This window comes from Chachezhania sediminis (genome assembly GCF_009765275.1).
GTDB lineage: Bacteria > Pseudomonadota > Alphaproteobacteria > Rhodobacterales > Rhodobacteraceae > Chachezhania > Chachezhania sediminis.
Genome location: NZ_VOPH01000001.1, coordinates 783,673 through 800,285, shown reverse-complemented (window position 1 = coordinate 800,285; position 16,613 = coordinate 783,673). Strand labels below are relative to the sequence as shown.

Annotated in this window: 19 protein-coding genes and 1 pseudogene; 7 read left to right on the top strand and 13 right to left on the bottom strand. The window is 61.8% G+C overall.

What is annotated here, in order from left to right; genetic code table 11:
- Window positions 1-16: 16 nt before the first annotated feature.
- The 4 genes and pseudogenes from FQK05_RS03745 to FQK05_RS03730 all read left to right on the top strand — a co-directional run.
- Window positions 17-1,126 carry a C4-dicarboxylate TRAP transporter substrate-binding protein gene (locus FQK05_RS03745; protein WP_158964512.1) on the top strand — a complete coding sequence of 370 codons (1,110 nt, stop codon included), beginning with the start codon at window positions 17-19 and terminating at the stop codon, window positions 1,124-1,126.
- 13 nt (window positions 1,127-1,139) lie between these two features.
- Window positions 1,140-1,682: a TRAP transporter small permease gene (locus tag FQK05_RS03740; protein ID WP_158964511.1), complete on the top strand. Its 543-nt coding sequence runs from the start codon at window positions 1,140-1,142 to the stop codon at window positions 1,680-1,682.
- Window positions 1,682-2,962: a TRAP transporter large permease gene (locus tag FQK05_RS03735; protein WP_158964510.1), complete on the top strand. Its 1,281-nt coding sequence runs from the start codon at window positions 1,682-1,684 to the stop codon at window positions 2,960-2,962. Before FQK05_RS03740 ends, FQK05_RS03735 begins: the two co-directional genes overlap by 1 nt.
- Before the next feature lie 63 nt (window positions 2,963-3,025).
- Window positions 3,026-3,564 (top strand): annotated as a pseudogene (locus FQK05_RS03730) (transposase); the annotation flags it as partial.
- 455 nt (window positions 3,565-4,019) lie between these two features.
- Here FQK05_RS03730 and FQK05_RS03725 read toward each other — a convergent pair.
- From FQK05_RS03725 to FQK05_RS03715, 3 genes are all read right to left on the bottom strand, one after another.
- Window positions 4,020-6,224: an AAA family ATPase gene (locus FQK05_RS03725; protein ID WP_158964509.1), complete on the bottom strand. Its 2,205-nt coding sequence runs from the start codon at window positions 6,222-6,224 to the stop codon at window positions 4,020-4,022.
- Between the two features lie 198 nt (window positions 6,225-6,422).
- On the bottom strand, window positions 6,423-7,424 hold the full coding sequence (locus FQK05_RS03720) for a GIY-YIG nuclease family protein (protein WP_158964508.1): 1,002 nt from the start codon (window positions 7,422-7,424) through the stop codon (window positions 6,423-6,425).
- Between the two features lie 335 nt (window positions 7,425-7,759).
- Entirely contained in the window at window positions 7,760-8,050 is a 291-nt protein-coding gene (locus FQK05_RS03715; protein ID WP_158964507.1) for a hypothetical protein, read from the bottom strand.
- 122 nt (window positions 8,051-8,172) lie between these two features.
- On the opposite strand from FQK05_RS03715, the gene FQK05_RS03710 reads away from it, so the two are divergent.
- Together FQK05_RS03710 and FQK05_RS03705 are read left to right on the top strand one after the other, a co-directional pair.
- Window positions 8,173-8,358, top strand: coding sequence for a ribbon-helix-helix domain-containing protein (locus tag FQK05_RS03710; protein ID WP_158964506.1), 186 nt, complete (start codon window positions 8,173-8,175; stop codon window positions 8,356-8,358).
- A gap of 243 nt (window positions 8,359-8,601) precedes the next feature.
- Entirely contained in the window at window positions 8,602-9,234 is a 633-nt protein-coding gene (locus FQK05_RS03705) for an ATP-grasp domain-containing protein (protein ID WP_158964806.1), read from the top strand.
- A gap of 253 nt (window positions 9,235-9,487) precedes the next feature.
- On the opposite strand, the gene FQK05_RS26345 is transcribed toward FQK05_RS03705, so the two are convergent.
- The 4 genes from FQK05_RS26345 to FQK05_RS03690 form a co-directional block, all read right to left on the bottom strand.
- Entirely contained in the window at window positions 9,488-9,622 is a 135-nt protein-coding gene (locus FQK05_RS26345; RefSeq protein WP_267902347.1) for a hypothetical protein, read from the bottom strand.
- Between the two features lie 107 nt (window positions 9,623-9,729).
- Window positions 9,730-11,367, bottom strand: a complete 1,638-nt coding sequence (gene groL, locus FQK05_RS03700) for a chaperonin GroEL (RefSeq protein WP_158964805.1) — start codon at window positions 11,365-11,367, stop codon at window positions 9,730-9,732.
- 44 nt (window positions 11,368-11,411) lie between these two features.
- Window positions 11,412-11,699 (bottom strand): co-chaperone GroES, encoded by a 288-nt coding sequence (locus FQK05_RS03695; RefSeq protein ID WP_102869337.1) that lies wholly within the window; start codon window positions 11,697-11,699, stop codon window positions 11,412-11,414.
- A gap of 185 nt (window positions 11,700-11,884) precedes the next feature.
- Window positions 11,885-12,121 (bottom strand): hypothetical protein, encoded by a 237-nt coding sequence (locus FQK05_RS03690; protein WP_158964504.1) that lies wholly within the window; start codon window positions 12,119-12,121, stop codon window positions 11,885-11,887.
- A 149-nt stretch (window positions 12,122-12,270) separates the two neighbouring features.
- Here FQK05_RS03690 and FQK05_RS03685 point away from each other — a divergent pair, with 149 nt between their 5' ends.
- A complete protein-coding gene (locus tag FQK05_RS03685) occupies window positions 12,271-13,005 on the top strand; it encodes a Crp/Fnr family transcriptional regulator (protein ID WP_158964503.1) in 735 nt (244 codons plus the stop codon).
- A 57-nt stretch (window positions 13,006-13,062) separates the two neighbouring features.
- Here FQK05_RS03685 and FQK05_RS03680 read toward each other — a convergent pair whose 3' ends face one another.
- From FQK05_RS03680 to FQK05_RS03655, 6 genes are all read right to left on the bottom strand, one after another.
- Window positions 13,063-13,251: a hypothetical protein gene (locus FQK05_RS03680; RefSeq protein WP_158964502.1), complete on the bottom strand. Its 189-nt coding sequence runs from the start codon at window positions 13,249-13,251 to the stop codon at window positions 13,063-13,065.
- 214 nt (window positions 13,252-13,465) lie between these two features.
- Window positions 13,466-13,879: a hypothetical protein gene (locus FQK05_RS03675; RefSeq protein WP_233270344.1), complete on the bottom strand. Its 414-nt coding sequence runs from the start codon at window positions 13,877-13,879 to the stop codon at window positions 13,466-13,468.
- On the bottom strand, window positions 13,876-14,301 hold the full coding sequence (locus FQK05_RS03670; RefSeq protein ID WP_158964501.1) for a hypothetical protein: 426 nt from the start codon (window positions 14,299-14,301) through the stop codon (window positions 13,876-13,878). The genes FQK05_RS03675 and FQK05_RS03670 overlap by 4 nt, the downstream gene beginning before the upstream one ends.
- A gap of 102 nt (window positions 14,302-14,403) precedes the next feature.
- On the bottom strand, window positions 14,404-14,790 hold the full coding sequence (locus FQK05_RS03665; protein WP_158964500.1) for a hypothetical protein: 387 nt from the start codon (window positions 14,788-14,790) through the stop codon (window positions 14,404-14,406).
- Window positions 14,791-15,015: 225 nt separating this feature from the next.
- On the bottom strand, window positions 15,016-15,972 hold the full coding sequence (locus FQK05_RS26480) for a hypothetical protein (protein WP_407644483.1): 957 nt from the start codon (window positions 15,970-15,972) through the stop codon (window positions 15,016-15,018).
- 101 nt (window positions 15,973-16,073) lie between these two features.
- Entirely contained in the window at window positions 16,074-16,355 is a 282-nt protein-coding gene (locus FQK05_RS03655; protein ID WP_158964803.1) for an HNH endonuclease signature motif containing protein, read from the bottom strand.
- Window positions 16,356-16,613 lie beyond the last annotated feature (258 nt).

Here is a 16,613-nt window from a genome sequence, read left to right as displayed (position 1 = left end):
CAACTGGGAGGATACCATGGTAAAATATTCGATTTTAGCGGCCCTGGCGGTTACGACTATTGGCGCAGGCGCCGCTCAGTCCGAAACGATCCGTGCCACATCCGGCTACGGCCCGTCTCACCACATCGCGAAGACCGTCTACCCGGCGATCTCGACCAAGCTGTCGGAACTGACAGACGGACGGTGGGACGTCCGTGACACCTCGTCCGGCCTTCTGAAGCCCAACGAGATGAACACCGGTCTGCGCGACGGTATTACCGAGCTTGCCCCGAACGTTCTGACCTATTTCTCGGCGGACTATCCCGAAAGCACGATGGTCGGCGAACTGAGCACCTTCGGCTCGGACAGCCGGGCGATTTCCGGCGCAGTGTCGGAATACATCCTGACCTGCCCCGAATGCCTGGCCGAGTTCGACAAGTTCGGGCAGGTCTTTGTCGGAACGACGGCCACGAACATCAGTGCCGTCCTGTCGACGACGCCGATCGAGAACCTCGACGACTTCAAGGGCCTGCGCATTCGCACGGTGACGCCGACCTTCTCGAAATACATCGCATCGCTGGGCGCCGAACCCGTGCAGATGCCGTCGAGCGAAATGTTCGAAGCCCTGAGCCAGGGCATCATCAACGCGGCGTTCAGCTCGATCTCGAACATTCGCAGCGGCGGCCTTTTCGATACGATCAAATATGTCGTCGAAGTGCGGCAGGGGGTCTTGTCGGCCTATACCGTCGCCACGCCCAGCAAGATGCTGTGGGGCCGCATGACGCCCGAGGATCGGGCCGCGTTCCTTGAGGCGCTGCAATTCGGCATTGCTACGGACCTGGAAGCATGGGTCGAAGGCGATGCCGAGGTCAAGCAGATGGCAATGGAGCAGGGGACCGTTTTCGTCGAGCCGGACGAGACCATCAAGGCAGCGTCGCGGAAATTCAACGAGGAGCATCTTGAGACCCTGGCCGTTGACCTGACCGCACGCGGTATCGAGGACGCCCCGGCCAAGATCGATCGCTACCTTTCCCTGCTCGAAAAGTGGGAAGAGCTGGTTGCGGATGTCGATACCGTCGAAGAGCTGACCGATCTTCGGATGCGTGAGCTGTGGAGCGATATCGACCTGGCCAATTACGGAAACTGAGAAGGAGCTTGATGTGAAGCAGTTCAGTGCTTTCATCTCGACGCTTTCACTGGCCATAGGCGCTTTTTTCCTGGTCTCTATGGTCCTGCTCATCGTTGTCGATGTCGCCATGAGGAACCTTCTTGGCGTCGGGTTCCCGGCAACGGCCGAGCTGGTATCGCGCTATGCGATGGTGCTCGTGACATTCATGCCCATCGCCTATGCCGAGCTTCAGCGCCGCCATATCGAGGTTACAGCCGTCACCGGCTATCTGCCGCGCCGGATGCAACACGTCCTGTTCGTGGCCGGCATCGCCATTTCGATACCGGCCTATCTTCTTCTTGCCTACGGCAACGGTATCGAAGCGATCCGCAACACTGAAAGCGGTTCCTTCGTCTATGCCGGAGAGTTGCCGCTGATTACCTGGCCCAGCCTTTGGATCCTGCCGGTTTCCTATGCGGTGATGGCGCTTGCGCTCTGCGTCCATCTGGGGGCGGCGCTGCGCGGCACGCTGGTGGATACGGACAGGGACACGAAGACACTGGAAGATCTCCAGGATGGGGGAGGAGTTTCCTGATGACACCACTTCTTGTCGGCGTTGCGGCACTGGTGATCGTGCTGGTGATGATCGCAGCCCGGATACCGATTGCCGTATGCCTGACGCTGGTGTCCTTTGCCGGGATCTACCTGATCATCGGATGGCGTCCGGCGATGAGCATGATTTCTTCGGTGCCGTATTCCTTTGCGGCAAGCTGGACACTCAGTTCCGTGCCGATGTTCCTGATGATGGGATATCTGGCCTTTCATTCGGGCATGACCCGCGGTCTTTTCGACGCGGCCCGGGTGGCGCTGGGGCGGATGCCGGGCGGTCTGGCCGTGGCCTCCCTTGTCGGGTCGGGCGGGTTCGCCGCGGTGACAGGGTCATCCGTGGCCTGTGCGGCCTCTGTCGGGCGGATCGCGATCCCCGAAATGCTGCGCGAAGGCTACAACGTCCGAACCGCAGCCGGAGCCGTGGCCGCGGGGGGAACGGTGGGCGCATTGATCCCGCCCAGTATCGTGCTGATCATCTACGGCGTTCAGGCCGAGGTCTCCATCAACGCGCTGTTCCTGGGCGGATTGGTCGTCGGCTCTATTACGGTACTTCTCTATGTGCTGGCGGTGCAGATCATCGCCTGGCGTAGGCCGGAGGATCTCCCGCGCGGGCGGGCGGTTGCGGTTGGCCGAAGACGTGACGTTCTGCTTCAGAACTGGCCGTTGATCCTGCTTATCGGGATCGTATTCGGCGGGTTGTTCTCGGGTGTGTTCACGGCGACAGAGGCCGGCGCGGTGGGCGTTTTCCTGACCTTCCTGATCGGTGTGGTGCGCGGAAAGATGACGCGGGCGCATTTTCTGGAGAGCTGTTCAGATACGCTGCTGGCCTGCGGGTCGCTGTTCGCAATCGCGGTCGGGGCGAACATGTTCACCCGGCTTCTGGCGCTAAGCGGGTTGTCGAACGCAACGGGTGACATGATCGGCGCGCTCGGGATCGGGGTTTTCGGGCTCTTGGTGATCATGTGCGCGGTCTACCTGCTGCTGGGCATGTTCCTTGACCCGGTCGGCGCGATGCTTCTTACGCTGCCGCTGTTCCTGCCCCTGATCGAGAGCCACGGGATCGACAAGATCTGGTTCGGTCTTCTGCTCGCGAAACTGCTGGAAATGGGGATGATTACCCCGCCCGTAGGGCTGAATGTCTTTGTCATCCATTCGGTCGCAAAGGATCGCATCTCGCTCGAACAGGTGTTTCGCGGTGTGGTTCCGTTCCTGGCTATGGACGCGCTGCTTGTCGTGGGGCTGATCGCCTATCAGCAACTGGTCTGAGTGAGTTGGCCGGGGAGAACTGAACAGCTGGGATAAGTGGATTTTCGGCGCAACAGCGGCACGCTGCTGCGCCGAAATCACAGTCCGGCGTTCAGGGCGAAAGTGGCGGTGGCTGCAATCAAGGGCGGGAAAACCCTGGTCGAGCTGGCGCAGGATTTCGACCTGCACCCGAACCAGATCAAGCAATGGAGGGACCAGCTTCCGGAGGGGGCGACCGGCGTATTCGGGAGACACCGAAGGGTGATCCCGCCCCGAAGCTCGACGTAAAGACCCTGCATGCGAAGATCGGAGAGCTGACGCCGGAGAATGATTTTTTTGTTCGGCGCGCTCGGCAAGGCGGGTCTGCTGCCGAGCGCAAAAAGATGATCGATCGAAATGCGAAGCTGAGCCTGTCACGCAAGGCCGAGGTTCTCGGGATCAGCCGCAGCAGTATCTATTACAAGCCGCAGCCCGTCGCGGACGCCGATCTGAAACTCATGCACCGGATCGATCAGCAGCACATGGAGTTCCCCTTCGCGGGGAGCCGGATGCTGAAGGGACTGCTGGTCCAGGAGGGGGTCGTCGTGGGACGCCTGCACGTCGCCACCCTGATGAAGCGCATGCCCTGACGATGCCAACGCAAAGCGCAGGAAACTGGTTAACGGTCCGTTAACCTTCGATGCCGACCTAAAGGGGATGGCAAGACTAACCCGTGATCACTTTTGCCCCTGGGCCACACAGAAAGCTGACAAGCAAATGTTGCGGGATTTGTTGCGGAGCGGGTTCGCGACCGACCGAGCGCGCGAAGGATAGGGGGCGTCCAACTTATTGATATAAAAGCTAAAAAACCCGATGCTGAAGGCATCGGGCTTTGTCTATTCTATGGCTCCGGCGGTAGGGTGCGGAGCAAAATTCGCCATACTTTTAAGTCTTTGATAATATTGCGGTACGTGCTGTGCGGGACGCTGTCTGTGTTACAAGGGTGTGCTACAGTTGTAGCACAGATCCAGGGTATCGAGTTTTGTTGGTCGGACAAGCGGTTCCAATGTGTCAACTGGGAGCGAATTGGGTTTCGCCATCACAGTCGATGAATAGACGCCATGAGTTCATGGCCCTGCAGTTCACGAACGTTGATGAGCATGGTTGCCACCTTGCCAAGTTGCTCGAGGTGTGGCTCCAACAGGTTCTCCGCGCGGGTCATGGCCTCTCCCAGCTTTGCTCGCACCCTCTGCTTTTCGTCACCAGTCAGTCTATGCATGTCGGCTGGCCCCAGCCAGCCATCGCCATTGAGTCCGAGGCCGAACTCCCGGTCCATCTGCAGGACCAGGCTGGTTGCCAGGGCGATATCGCTGTCGGCATCGCCTCCGGCCCCGCCGGAGATGGAGGCAAGCACCAGCCTCTCGGATGCGCGACCGCTCATTAGGATCAGCAACTCCACCTCAATCTCCTCAGTCGTCAGCTGGGAGAGCTTCGAGTGGCGCTCCGTAAGGCCGCCGCGGTCGGAAAGGCTGAGCTTCACGACGCTGCCCGGGGCGAGCAGTTCTGCAGCAATGGCGTGGCCCGCCTCGTGGACGGCGATACGGCGAAGCAATTCCGGGTTGGGCTGATCGATCCCAAGATGCTTGCGCAGCAGGCCCGGCGACATAGGCGCCCGTCTCCTGCGCGCGTCGGCCCTGGCGGCGCGCACTGCGGCATCAAGGTCGGCGGGGGTCTTGCCGACGGCGGCGCGGGCAAAGGTGTAGATCTCGCTTTCGGGCAGCGTAGATGTCAGCACCTTTCCCAAGATCCGCCTGATATCCGAGAGCGACGGAAGTGGCATCCGCTCGATTTGGTCAAACCGGCCGGGGCGCGTGATCGCAGGGTCCAGCCTGCTGATCTGGTTGCAGGCCCCGATCAGGATCACGCCCTGCGTGCGCGTCAGTCGGTCGATTTGCTGAAGAAATCCGTTCACAACTTGAACTCTGTAGTTCATCCCATTCTGATCGCCGTCAAAGCGCGATCCGGCCGCGTCGATTTCATCAACAAACAGGACGCAGGGCGCTTTCACAGCGGCCTCGTCGAAACATTTGGCCATAGCTGCAAGCATATGTCCGAGATGTCCGGCAGCTTGCCAGTCGGCGAAGCTACCCTCGACCAAGCCAACACCAGCCGCCTCGGCGATCTGCCGTGCGAGGTAGGTCTTGCCCGTACCCGGAGCGCCATGGATCAAGAGCGAGCGTGACATCTCGCTCCAGTCCAGGTCGCCGGCCTGCCAGGCTGCGAGATCCTCCACGATGTTCCGGGCAGTCTGGTGAGCGGGCATTGTGCCATCGATGATGACAGGACCGGGGCCCTGTCGCGCGACCTCGCCGACGGGCGCCGTCCTGGTCATCAATGAAATCCTTTCCGCCACTTCTCGGGCTGTCGGCGCGCGGCACGCCATAGCCAGATGTCCCGCCTCCAGACTGGCCAGGCTCTCGTCGTCGGGCAACGTTGACCGCACGCTTTCCTCATCGATACGTCCGGTCGCGCTGTGGCTGACGCTCAAGGCGAAGAGCAGGATATCGGCATTCACCTTCTCCAGGACCAGAACACGAGCGCCAGTTTCGCCGCTGCCGACGAGAGCTGGCAGGTGCTCCTGCCTCGCGACCGGCAGCAGGATTGGCGCCGGATGGTGAAGCAGGCGCTCCAGTTCCTTTTCCAGAACTGGCCGGTCAGGCAGCTGGAGCACCGGGTGCGGTGCAGACCGCGGCGCCCGGCTTTGGTTCGACCATCCCTCCGGCAGCATTGCGGCAGTCAGCAACTTGCCGAGGGAGAGGGTGGGTTCGAGGCCGATCACGACCGTCAACGCTCCGGGTTGGAGGCTCGCCTCCCAGCGATCCACAGTCCGGAAGGTTGCGGCGAGCCGCGCCAGCAGGATCACGTCGCTGAGGGGAAGCGGGGTTGCGGGACGGGTCCTGCCGTCCTTGGCGGTGGCGAAGGGATCGCCGCCGTCTGCCGCGATCGCGTCCCACTCCTCTGGTGGCAGATGGGGCGCACTGCTGACGCGGCCCACGGCCACGGCGGCGGACTGCATCCCGGAGGCCGCGCGGCGCGAAGGCGGCTTCGGCCTGTCGCCGCCTTCATACTCCATCAGAGTGTCGACAGCGGCGGTGTCGCCAGCCGTGGCGCGTCGCTCAAGATCGACGATGTCGGTTTCGCTTGCGTGCAAGCGCGCGAGGCAGTCCTGGGCGAAGGCCCACCACAGAGGGCGCTTCGCGCCATTATTCCTGGGAAGGGGCAATTGGGGGGAAGTTTCGGTCATGGGGGGGCTCCGGGAAGGGACTTGGGGAAATGTCCGGGAAGAAAGTTGGAACTGTCCGGGATGCCGGCGTGCGGGGGCACGCCGGTTCTGCCCACGCGCTGTGGCGCGTGGGTTCCGCTTCAGGGAAAATGGGCAGAACTGCCGGGAACCTTCCGGGTACAGTCTGCGCTTCCCCGGAAACTGATTGCGCCGGCGCCGCTATTCTTCCCGGATGTCGTCCAGGAATTTCAGGATTACGGGCTCGATCTCGATCCCGTAGATTTCGGTCTTGACCGAGATCCAGTCCTGGAAATGCGCATGGGGAATGATCGCGTCAGGATGAGACTTCATCAGCGTGCGGTGCAGCGCCTTCTCACGGCAAAGTGCGGTGTGGCCGGTCAATTGCGGGACGGTCCGCAGAAGCTCTGCCTGGATTCCGGGTTGGAGCATGAGTTGGTACGGCAGTCGTGACTCCGGGTCGCGCGAGAAGCCGAGCTTCACGGCCCTCAGCCCGGTCGGAAGCTCCAGGCGGATCGCGTAGATGTTACTTGCAGCCGAGGCCCAGCCTTCGCCGCAGCAGCTGCATTGAAAGCGGCCGCTCTGCATGTTCGTCCGCGCAACCCGTTGCCGGTGCCCGCAGCCGTGCTGATAGATCCGGTAGTTTGGGTTGCCCTGAGGATCGCTTCCCAGCCGCCGCCACCCACGGTCAACCGCTTCTTCAGCTTCTTTCCCGGAATGACAAGTCTCGCACCTCAGGTTGCACCGCCCGTTTGCAATGCGCTCGATCTGCCCGAACTGGCGGCGCACGGTGTGACCGCATTGCGCGCGGTAGAACCCAAGCTTGTGGTTGTCGGGGTCGTAGCCCTGGAACGTCAGTCCAGCCTTGTGGGCCATCGCCGTGACGGCCTTGTGCCGACAGGCTGCGCAAGCAGGTTGGGCGGTGCGCAGCGTGAAAAGCTTCTGCGCTGTCAGGGCACCGCAGCAGTGGCACCGCAGAGCGACATGGGTCTTGTCGCGGATCCGGCGCACCAGGTCGAAGCCCTTCTCCTGGGCCTTGGCTTTCCATTCCTCTTTGACCAGGCCGGGATAGTCGCGAGACCAATCGTGAGGGTCGCGGTTCCGGGAACTACGCGGCAGGTAGAGCTTGGTCCGGGACGGGCCGATGCGGACATGTGGACGAACCGGAACGGGTTGGAGCGAAGTGTGTACGGGGTGGGCCATGGCTGGACCTCCGGGAATATGTCGGCTTGGAACGCGGGCACAGCTGTTCGCGCCCTGACCCATTTCCGGGGCAGGGCGTCGTGGTGCCTGGAAGATGTCTGTTGTCAGGCGGCGAACCGCTCGGCCTCGGAGAAACTGTCCGGGGAGGTCACGGCGTCGGCCGAGTTCAGCATGTCGAGCGCGCAGACTTCTTCGAACTGCTGACGTGCCCGCGCGAGCATCTGGGAGATCCGCCGCGCCTCGGGGCTCTGCCCCGCCCAGGAAAAGAGGTCCGGATGTCCTGCCAGGATCTGGCGTGCGGTCTTCAGTTCCGCGGCGGTCTCGCAGCCGAGCGTCTAGTGCAGGTGGCGCGCAAAACGCTGCAACGGCACATCGCTCAGGCGGGTGGCCGGCGCGTCGAAGACGGCGCGACAAAGCTCAGTCGCGCTCTCCCAGGCGAATTCCGCTTCCGAGAGCCACTTGTCGAACGCGGGATCGGACCAGAGGCTCTCTTCGATGTCGCGTTCGCTTTCGATCGCGGCGGAGAGCGCCGCGATCAGGTGCGAGAAGTGGCCAGAGGCGGGGGAGTGGCGGAAGTACAAGGGTTCATCAGCGCCCAAGCGCGTGGTACGGCGGGTGTCAGCCATGAACGATCTCCTACCGATCGGTTGTGGTTAGAGTGTGATGGGGAGGTCAGAGTCCCCATCGCACTTGACAATTTAGTATTATGACGTCATTTAGTCAAGTAGTTTCTTGAAGGAGATTCTATATGGCTAAGATGGGACGTCCGACGCGGAACACGGCCCCTGTCACGATCCGCATGGACCAGGACATGCTGAAAGCGATCGACGACTATCGCCGGGAGCAGGCCGATCTTCCCTCCCGACCCGAGGTTGTCAGGCGCGTCATGGAGGAATGGATGGCGGCGCAGGGCAGGGCCAAGGCGGAAGGGTAACGCTCACTTACCGGTCCAGAGGCGCGGCCATGATGACAGGGCTACGCAGATACGGGGCGGTCGCTCTGGGGCTGTGCAGGGCAACTATGCGTAGGGGAGCTTACGGTCCGTCCGCTGTCCCGGGCCGCCGAAGCGTGCAGGTTGCGGGCATGGCTCCCAGGAATTTCAGGGCCGTGGCACAAGGTTGTACCGTTCATCGGCGAACTTGTTCCCGAGCCGGAAGTGCGCGACCCGCAGTCCGTGATGATGTTCGGTTCCTACACTCTCTGGCGGTATGCCGAGGCCAAGGGGCTGCATCCCGGCGTCTTCCGGATTGCGCCCTTCGTTCATGAGAAGCCCTGGCAAACCTTCATGCTCAACGGACCGGACGCGACATTTCTCCCCGTCGGCGAGATCGAGGCACGATTGCCGGATGACGATCGTTGCTGGTTCATCCGCCCGGTGTCCGACAGCAAGGAACTGGCCGGGAACGTCAGGACTGCAGCAGAGATCCGCGAGTCGGCACGCAAGGTCATGTCCCTGGATCCGGACGACATACCGAATGGTTCGTTGCGTCCGGACACGATGATGATGCTCACACAACCCGCCCGGATCTTGAAGGAGTGGCGTATCTGGATCGTGAACGGCAATGTCGTCACCTATTCGCTCTACAAGGACGGCAGGCAGGTGACCTACCGCCATGAGATCGACGCGGACGCATTTGAGTTTGCCCAGACCCTGGCACGCCTGAACGAAGGTTACTCACCTGCCTATGTGATGGACATCTGCCGTACCGAAGAGGGTTTGCGGCTGTTGGAGACGAACTGCATCAATGCCGCCGGTTTCTATGCGGCTGACCTTCAGAAACTGGCGGCGACCATGGACGAAATGGCGTGACAGCAACAATGATCGCGGGCTCCTGCGCGCTGCCATGAGCGTCTGGTTGGGTAAGGCCCTCTGCGGCGAAGATGATCCTGGCCAACGGCAGCTCCGGGCCGTCATCCCCGTCCGTGAAGACGGCCCGGAGCTGCCGGGCGACATTCTACCTCGCTCGGCCCGAGATGGGATAGCAGCTGCGGTGAAGAAAAGGTGACCAAGGGCGACTCTGCGTCATGTCTATTCCGTTGACAGAATAGGAATCCACTACCGCCTATTTCTTCTTGTGCTCACCCAGATTGGTCAGGGCTTTACCCTTCGTGAAGTCGGCTGTCGCAACGACCTTTTCCTTCACTTTCTTCGGCTTCTTCACTTCCCGGTTGCCACGTTTTTTGTCACCCTTGGACATTTCGATTCCTCCTGGTCCTGAGTTCATTTCTGAAGCAGTGATCGGTTTTGTTTCCATCAACGCTGTGGATTGGTGTCCCTTTGCTCCTGCCCACGGGACGCCCCCGGTCACATCATTCCGGCCATTCCACCCATGTCGGACATTTCGGCGCCTGCACCGGCCTTCCCAGGCTTCTGCGCGACCATAGCCTCCGTTGTGATCAAGAGCCCGGCAATGGACGCGGCATTTTCGAGCGCAATGCGGACGACCTTCGTCGGATCAATGACACCGGCCTTCAGCATGTCGCCGTATTCCTCGGCCTGCGCGTCGAAACCGAAGCTTGGGCTGTCGTTCTCGATGACCTTTCCGACGACAACCGATCCGTCGACCCCGGCATTTTCGGCGATCTGGCGCAGCGGCGCCTGGATCGCGCGGCGGACGATCTTGATGCCGGCATCCTGATCGTTGTTCTCACCCTTCAGCATCGCCAGCACCCTGCCAGCGTGAACCAGTGCCACGCCGCCACCGGGCACGACACCTTCCTGAACCGCAGCGCGGGTAGCATTCAGCGCATCGTCCACGCGGTCCTTGCGCTCCTTCACCTCGATCTCCGTTGCCCCGCCGACCCGGATCACGGCAATGCCGCCGGCAAGCTTGGCCAGCCGTTCCTGCAGCTTCTCCTTGTCGTAGTCCGAGGTGGTGTCCTCGATCTGCGCCCGTATCTGGGTGACGCGCGCCGCGATGGCGTCCTTATCGCCGGCACCGTCGATGATCGTCGTGTCATCCTTGGTGATCGCGACCTTCTTGGCGGACCCGAGCATGTCCATGGTGACATTCTCCAGCTTGGTGCCCATTTCTGCGGAAACCACCTGACCACCCGTGAGCACGGCAATGTCTTCCATCATCGCCTTGCGGCGGTCTCCGAAGCCGGGAGCCTTGACGGCCGCGACCTTCAGCCCGCCGCGGAGTTTGTTGACGACCAGTGTCGCCAGCGCCTCGCCCTCGATATCCTCGGCCACGATCAGCAGTTGCTTGTCGGCCTGAATCACAGCCTCCAGCAGCGGTATCATGGATGCCAACGAGGTCAGTTTCTTCTCGTGCAGCAGGATGACGCAGTCATCCAGCTGCACGACCATCTTCTGAGCGTTCGTGATGAAGTAGGGGCTCAGATAGCCGCGGTCGAACTGCATGCCCTCAACCACTTCTGTCTCGGTCTCCAGTCCCTTGTTTTCCTCGACGGTGATCACGCCTTCATTGCCGACCTTGGCCATCGCATCGGCGATCTGACGGCCGATCACGACTTCTCCGTTCGCCGAAATAGCGCCGACCTTCGCGATCTCGTCGCTGTCGCCGACCGGTCGGGACATGGTCTTGATCTCGGCCACGACCGCGGCGACGGCCCTGTCGATCCCGCGCTTGAGGTCCATCGGGTTCATGCCGGCGGCGACCGACTTCATGCCCTCCCGGACAATCGCATGGGCGAGCACGGTGGCGGTGGTTGTGCCGTCGCCCGCCTCGTCATTGGTGCGCTGCGCGACTTCCTTGACCATCTGCGCGCCCATGTTCTCGAAATGGTCCGAAAGCTCGATTTCCTTGGCGACGGTCACGCCGTCCTTGGTGATGCGCGGCGCCCCCCAGGATTGGTCAATGATGACGTTTCGACCCTTGGGACCAAGGGTGATCTTCACGGCGTTGGCCAGCGTGTTGATGCCTTTCAGCATGCGGTCGCGGGCATCGGTACTGAATCTGACGTCTTTGGCGGACATGATTGGGTGCTCCTGAGAGTGAAATTTCGGCGTCGCTGTCGGGGTCAGGCCATGACGCCGAGAATGTCGCTCTCCTTCATGATCATGAGATCTTCGCCGTCGAGCTTGATTTCGGTGCCCGACCATTTCCCGAACAGGATCCGGTCGCCAGCCTTGACGTCCATGGCGATGCGCTCGCCATCCTCGTCCTTGGCGCCAGCGCCGACCGCGACGATCTCACCCTCCTGCGGCTTCTCTTTTGCGGTGTCAGGGATGATGAGCCCACCTGAGGTCTTCGCGTCACCTTCGATGCGGCGGACGAGAACCCGGTCGTGGAGTGGAGTGAACGACACGTAAGTGCTCCTTCTTCGGATGTCCAAGGGAGCATGGCGATGTTCGGATGTGCATTGGCACTCGCCATACCGGAGTGCCAATGCCATTGAAATGATGGCTCAGCAGGGGTTCTGCAATAGCGTCTCAAAGAATATCTTTTGGCTTCCAATCAATTGATATCCATAACTGCTCCCGCAGCTCGACTTCACAAGTGTCGAACTGAATTACCGCCGGAGATGATCGCGTTGATCAGGTCCGCGACAGCTCGGTGGTTTTCCGTCTCATGGTCGGTGCCGACCGCGTTCTCATGGGTCGCTGCGGCGTCGCGAAGAACCCCCACGATCTCGTGCTCCGGCAGCACTCCGCGATCGTTCATGGCAAGCAGCAGCGCCTCACAGATCGAAAGGGCAGCCTGGCCTGCATGTTCGCTTGCGGTCGACATCGGGGTTTCCTTCCTTGGCATCGTGAACCGGTGGAAGGCGAGGCTCAGATGCATCCGTACTTTTCGCAGGAAGTGCCTTATGCTGGACTGATCCAGAGCAGTGTCCCGGCCGATTTCCGCTCTTGGGTCACGACACGCCCGGAGGCCCCATGAAATCAGTAGAACTCAGCCCCCTGACCCGGAAGCTCTCGGCCTTCGTCGCCCTGTCGGAGGTCGAACTGGCCGTGCTTGAACGACTGCACCAGCGTCGCCGGTCCTTCGTGGCGGGGCGCGATATGGTGCATCAGGGCCAGTCGGCCCAGGCGGCTTACATTCTGTCGGCGGGTTGGGTTTGTTCCTACAAGCTGCAGGCCGACGGGACCCGGCAGATCGTGGATTTCCAAGTGCCCGGGGACTTTCTGGGATTGCGGAGCGTTTTGTTGCGCACGTCGGACCACAGCTTCGAACCTATCGTCGACATCGAGGCTGCCGAGGTGCTGACGAGCGACCTTCTTGATGCGTTCGCGCAGACCCCTCGCTTGGCGACCGCCATCCTCTGGGCGGCGTCAAGGGACGAGGCGATGGTCGTGGAGCATCTCGTCGGGATCGGTCGACGCGATGCGGACGCGCGCATGGCGCATTTCCTGCTGGAGCTGGGATCGAGGCTGGCGTTGGTGGGGATGGGCAGCAAGGAAGGCTACGACTGCCCGGTGACGCAGTATCACCTCGCCGATACGCTGGGGTTGAGCGCAGTCCATGTGAACCGCGTCCTGCGGCAGCTTCGCGAGAGTGGACTGGTGACCTTTCGGGACGGTCATGTGACGTTTCACGACTATGGCGGGCTGGTGGACCTTGCCGAGTTCGATCCCGCCTATCTGGATCAGATCGGACCGCTTCTGAAGTGAGAGGCCGCCCTCCCTTGTTTGGCAGGCGGCCCCGGTGATCACGTCAGACGCTGAAGGTCATGCGAGGGCGTGGGTCGCCGCGTCGAGTTCCTTGTTGGTCTCGGCATCGTTCTTCGCCGTATGTGCCTTTTCTGCTGCCTGATAGTGTTTCAGGGCCGCATCCTTCTTCGGGCCGGAAGGCGCCTTATCCCATGTGGCCTTGACGGATTTCATCTTGTCGGCGGTTTTTGTTTGTTCGGGAGTCATTGGGATTGTCCTTTCTGGACGTTCCGAGAAATAAGAAGCACGCCGACATGCTGACCTTTTGAGGTCTGACACGCCCGAATGCTTCTCGGGTACTCGGAAAAAATGCCTTACCAAATATTCGGCGGGCACATCACACGTAACCAATGTCGGCGCCCCGCCGCACTGACGCAGGTTAGTCCCGGCGCGTGCGGCAGGTCGAATGACACCGCGGCACTCAGGCCACCATAGTTTGCTGGTGAGAGATCCTCAGCCAGGTGTCGTCATCGTTGAGATACGTTGAGGCGCAGAGCGCCTTGTAGATCGGCACATCGGGTTTCTCCGCCGAGACACGGTAGGTGAGAATGGCGATGTCTTGACACCGCGTGACGCGACGTTCGGCCATGACGACGGAGCGCCAGCCGGTGCTCTGCTTTAGATGGGTCCAGATCTGGTCGCCCTGGAGGATACCGGGCGGATAAGGGAAGATCATGATGGCGTTGGTCGCTGTCGTCGCCCGCGCGTTGTCGGCACCACTGGTCCAGAAGTGTTCCTCCATGTCCCAGAGAACGCCCTGTTCGCGCGGCGATAGCGTGCCGGACTTGTGTGCCGCATGGGCCGGTCTCTTCGCGGTCTCTATTGAAACGGTCATTCGCCTGACCCCGATCCGCCAACCATAAACATCTGAAACAGCAAAAAGATGATTGCGAGCACCGCCCAAATCGCTCCGCTTGTGCCGGGGCGGCCTCCCGCAACCGTCGCGGCAGACCGCTTCAGGTTGCCTGAAATCGGGCCTTCGGGGAGCAGCTGGCTCAGGTCTCGTGCGACCCTGCCGTGATCGCTTGCGAGCGCGGGGACATCCCGAAATCGAGCAAGCCGCGTTCCTAACCGCGCTTGCGCCGCGTCACGCCCCAGCGCGACCAGTTCAGCGGCTTCCTTCCATGGATCGAGGCCGAGGCGCGCGAGCGTGGAGAGGACCGTCACGACATACCCGTTCCGGTCCTCGCCGACCGAGGCATAGAGAAATCGCTCGAACTCGGGCGGGTGCGGGTTGAGGACATTGGGTGCCGCCATCGTCGTTCCATTCCTTGGTTGTAGGAACGCAAATCATCCCTGTTTCCCCGAAGGATACGCGCAGGTCGATCCTGGCGCCCTTACACAGGTCGGTGGCGCGGTTCATCCTTCATCGACCGCGCTTTCCGCAGGGTCCGGCGACCCATCGACATCGAGGGCTGCTAGGCAAGCTTGCGCGATATCCCGGTTCGGGGCATCGGTTCCAGGAACCGTCGCCCAGCCTGCCTCCATCAGGGCATCGCGCCTCTGGTAGGTCGAGGCGGCCCGGATCGTCTCCATCTTGTCGGCCCGGGACGGGTCCGAGCGCGCCATGTCGAGGCAGACCGGCACCATTGACGCGACAACGTTGTCGCGAGACATCGCCATTGCCCTGTCGTTCGAGGTGCCGCCCGTCACCCAGCCGCCCCAGGTGAAGCCGACCACGCCGACGAAAACCGCACCAACTACGGCGCCGTAGATGCCGGGCTTGAGCCATTCTGGAGTGTTCATGTTCTATCCTCCTGCGGGGAAAGCGCCGCTTCGCTGTGATTGTTGGTCTGGCTCAGGGCGGCATCCCGACTCAGCGCCTCTTTCAGATCACTGTCGGAAATTGCGCGTAACTCGGAGCGTCCCGCATGACGGCCCCCGCCGCGCACTGTCAGGTAGGTCGCCGTCCGTCGGTAAGCCTCAAAGCTCAGCCCTTGGAGAAGCTCCTCCTCGACGAGAACTTCGTAGTCAACCGCGGGCAAATCGCCTGCGTATTCCGGCAAGGTGAACGGGTTGGAAAACGTCACCGTCGATCTGGTCGACCGCATGGTCATCTCTGGTCTCCGCGATGTTGGCAGATCCGTCGCTCATGACTGTCGACGGCCCCTTGGAGTTCAGGCCTGACCAGTCGAACGATTTCTCTTCTTGTACCTCGGGATCATTCGGCTGGCGCTGACACATGTTAGCCCCGGGTGCCGAACCGGTTGCGATCTCTCTGGGAGCGTCGCCGGCACGCCGATAGCTTCCCCCGAGACGACCGACCTCGAACGGCGTGTGCTGGCCCACGAACGAATCCTGCAAGCTCTGATCGCCTACATGGCCCGCACGGAGCCGCGGTTCATCGATCATTTGAGAGCACGGTTCGTCGAGCCGATGAGTATGGCCCGGTACGAACATGACCACCGCGAAACCGTCGACTACGCGGAAGAATTCATTCGCGCCGTGATGCTCATCGGAGAAGCGCGCGCGCCCAACGCGAAGGAGCAGGACGTGTCCGATAAGCAGCCCGAGCCGCCGAGAAGCAAAGGAGCACAGGAGTCTTCCATGAACAGGCCAACGCGGCGAGATGGGGTTCAGGTGCGCGAAAGAAACGGCATCTGGGAGGTGCAGGTCGATGGCAAGTTCCGCTGCGACTACCACCAGAAGGAACATACTCTTGCCGCTGCGGCCTTGCACAAACTCCCGTTCGGGCAGGTCTTCGGGCGCGACCTCAGCCGAAAGCCATTCGTCCACCGTCACGACAACCGAACGATCCTCGGTCGAAACACGTTCGTTGCGGTTGAGGTTGCGGAAGCTGGACAGGGCCGAGCCGCCCCGCGCAATCGCGCGCCGCGCCTGAGACACGAGCCATTCCGGCGAAGCGCCGATGCCCTCGCTTGCGCCCGGATTGGCAATGAGCAGCGAATCCAGATCATCGGCCGGCAACCCGAATTCCGGGCGATGCTCCTGCACATAGGTGCCGGGCGGTGGTTCATCGAGCCAGCGAGAGAAGGTGTTGGCGTCGTCCGGTGCCGAAGTCGAGATGATCAGCGCCTTGCCGTCCCGCTTCCCCAGCCCCGAGAGAATGGCATTTTCGAGGTTGTCGCCTTTCTCGCGTTCCCACGCGGCCCGTTCATCAAGGATTTCCTTTCATGCTCGACAGGGTTGCGCGCCATCTGGCGCAGGAGGTCGCGCCACCGGGCGCGTTCGGGTGGAAGCGGCTTATGTCCCACCTCGATCCGGGTCTTGCGGGCATGACAGCGCCCGCAGAGGCATTGGAGATTGGACAGCGCATAGGCGAGGTCGGGGCGGTCTCTGACCGGCTCGATATGATCGACCTCTGCATTTTCGCATCGGCGCGGACGTGACCCAGCCCTATTTTGGCACCGCGCCTTTGCGACGGGCGCCGCTCACCGCGTCTCTGCTTCACGCGATCGAGGCGGCATTGGCCGAGGTCTATGCCGAGGCGCCCCTTGGCTCACAGATTGTGCCCATGCCGGAATCACCGGACGTGGCCAACGAAAACCTCAGCCGCTCGTTCCGGGGCAAGCGGGGCCGCGTGCTGCTCAGGGAAAGCGTGAACGTCA